The sequence below is a fragment of the Geminicoccus flavidas genome, assembly GCF_009806515.1.
GTDB classification, from domain to species: Bacteria; Pseudomonadota; Alphaproteobacteria; order Geminicoccales; family Geminicoccaceae; genus Geminicoccus; species Geminicoccus flavidus.
Genome location: NZ_WUJP01000969.1, coordinates 1 through 2,650, shown reverse-complemented (window position 1 = coordinate 2,650; position 2,650 = coordinate 1). Strand labels below are relative to the sequence as shown.

Genomic DNA, 2,650 nt, shown 5'->3' with positions numbered 1-2,650 from the left:
ACCTTCGTAATCTGGGGCGCCCTGCACGGCGGGTATTTGGTGGTGCAGCGCTTCTGGCACCGCCTGAACGGCGGGCGGCCGTATGACGACGGCAGCCGCCCCCTAGGCATCGGCTGGTCTCTCACCATGCTGGCGGTGCTGGTCGCCTGGGTGCCGTTCCGCGCCACTACCGTCGATGGCACGCTCGAGGTCTGGCACGCCATGGCGTTTGGCGGCGCCACACTGCCGGATGCCTGGCGCTGGGCGATTGGGCCGGCCGCTGGCCTGCTCGAGCAGGTCGGGGTGGACTTTGGCGGCGCCGCTTACATCCGGCTGCGTCTATGGATGACCGCTGCCCCGCTACTCGCTGTCGCCACGCTGCTCGCCCTGCTCCTGCCGCACTCTGACGTGATGGCCGAAAGCCTGTTTGGCCTGCGCAGTATCGTTGGAAGTGCCGGGCTAGTCCGCCTGCTCGGGGCCGCAGTCGGGGCGGTGTTCTTCGCCTCGGTAATCTACCTCAGCCACCACCCGACCTTCCTCTACTTCCAGTTCTGATTCCCGAGGTTCCCACATGGAACGCCAATTTCTGGCCTCCTTCATCCTGTCGGCTGCTGCGATCGCCGCCTTCGTGTTCGGCGTGAACCTGTACATTGACCCGTATGCACGATGGGCGCGCCCAAGCGCCGATGATATGCTCGTCGATGTTGACGGCTTCGACCGCACGCCCGCCTACACTCTCAACCGCCGGCTGTTCAAACTGATCGCCTTCGAGCGCTGGGCGGCAGGCAGCGCCAACGGCGGGTTGTCGATCCTGGTCGGCGACAGCACCATCAATCAGGTCGACGCCGGCGAGCTCACGTGGCGGACCAACCAGCCCTGGTACAATCTGGCCTACGGCGGCGCCGGCCTCGACGAGACCATCGACCTCGTTGAGTACGTCATCGAGAACCACGACGTCGAAGAGATCGTCTGGGGACTGCCGTTCAATCGCTTCATCTCGGGCGCGCCCAACGACATCCCGCGCACGATCGAGATGGCTATATCGCCGATCCGGCACATGATGACGATCGAGAGCCTGGAGGCCTCGTATCTGGTGCTGCGGACGAACTGGTTCGGCATCGAGTTCAATGACCCCAGGCTGGACACCGGCGACGAGGACATCGTCACCTACCAGCTCAGCCGGTCGCGGGCCGAGATCGCCGGCCGTCCGTGGCCCGCCGGCCTAGTGAGGAGGCTGGACGCCATGATCAGGCGAGCAGAGCGGCGGGGCGTCGAGGTCGTCGTGTTCTGCCCACCTGTGCACCCGAGGACCCAGGCCATGTATGAGGTCGAATTCCCGGGCCGGTACGTGCGGTATCTGAACCTGATGAGCGCCTACGATGCCATCGACCTCAACGACCCAGAGCACCGAGCGGACTGGCCTGCCGAGCTGTTCGCGGACTCCAACCACTTGCACGAGGTCTACAAGCCCAGATTGGTGCGCGAGCTGGCAGGCTTGATGTGAGAGACTGCGCTGGCAGTGGTCGCGCGTCGGCCATTGCCAGCGCCATGGCAGCGCGCTACCTCACCCTGCAGTGGGAACAGAAATAGAACATGGCCTAGATCAGCGGCGTCCGAATTGATGCCCTCGGCGAGCACCACGCGATCTCGGCTCAATGCCAGACCTGCTGGCACGCCGCGCCGGCTCCCACCGGCGGCGATCCTGCCAAGGCAGATCGGTACCGGTGGATGCCATACTTCCTGATCATGAAGTGGGAGAAGCCGGTGGCGGGAAGCAGCGGGCAGCTCGTCACCTGAACCCGATCGACGGCAACGAGCTACACGCTCATCTCCACCCGGATCTTCTCGCAGGTATCCGTCCCGGCCGGTGTGATCCGGTATAGGATCTTCAAGCAGGGCAGTGCAGATGCCGGTTGGCCTTCTTTCTCGAAGCGATAGAGCAAACTCGATTCACGCCTAGCTAAGCTCGCGCCGATGGCCGGGTGAGTGCGCAGGCAGCGCAGCAGATGCAGGACCTTGGCGAGGCGCTTCGTCCGTATGACCTGCGGTGGTTACTCGGCTGGAACCGGATTGAGGCCGCCTTCGTCCATTGGTCGCTCCTGACCTTCCTTACGAGCCGTGGCGCGCGCCAGCACACTCTGCCGATTAACCGACTTGCGCTCAGCGTCGATGCGACGGATCAGGATCTCGGCGCGCTCGATCGAGCCCAGGAGGGCGAGGATCGTGCCACGCTCGCCCGCACCGGCGTTGGGGCCGAGCGCCAGCGTTTTGGCGCGCAGCTCCTCGACATCCGGAAAGCTGACATGGCCGGCCGGCATCTGCGGATAGGCGATGCCGTAGTCCGGCATAATCTGACGCAGCGAGGCATCGAGTTTGTCCAGCGCCGTATCGACAATCGCCTGCGCCTGGTTGCCGAACTTCTCGCGCTTCACGCGCCGCGCTACCTGATGCAGCGATTCGGTCAAGGCGGCGGTGAAGTCGGCCTCCTCGATCAAGCTCGCGATCAGGTCGAGCTGCTCGTAGGGCAGATCCTCCTTCATCAGAGAGGCGGTATAGGCGCGGATATCGCGGCTGAGGATGTCGGTCGCCAAATAGTGCTCGCCCGGGTCGGAGGGCGCCTTCTTGTCGCCCCGCGCGATGTTGAGGAAGATGGCACCTGCCTGCAGATGGC

General features: G+C 64.6%; 1 protein-coding gene and 2 pseudogenes. 2 read left to right on the top strand and 1 reads right to left on the bottom strand.

Going from position 1 to position 2,650, the window contains the following annotated elements; genetic code table 11:
* Positions 1–534 (top strand): annotated as a pseudogene (locus tag EQG76_RS27785) (hypothetical protein); the annotation flags it as partial.
* A 16-nt stretch (positions 535–550) separates the two neighbouring features.
* The gene (locus EQG76_RS27780; RefSeq protein WP_159718310.1) at positions 551–1,483 is read left to right on the top strand and encodes a hypothetical protein; all 933 of its coding nucleotides are present in this window, start codon (positions 551–553) and stop codon (positions 1,481–1,483) included.
* 547 nt (positions 1,484–2,030) lie between these two features.
* Here EQG76_RS27780 and EQG76_RS27775 read toward each other — a convergent pair.
* Positions 2,031–2,650 (bottom strand): annotated as a pseudogene (locus tag EQG76_RS27775) (Na/Pi cotransporter family protein); the annotation flags it as partial.

Bases quoted from the DNA above. Each gene is read 5' to 3' on its own strand.
- EQG76_RS27780 (WP_159718310.1), top strand. From the start codon at position 551: ATGGAACGCCAATTTCTGGCCTCCTTCATCCTGTCGGCTGCTGCGATC.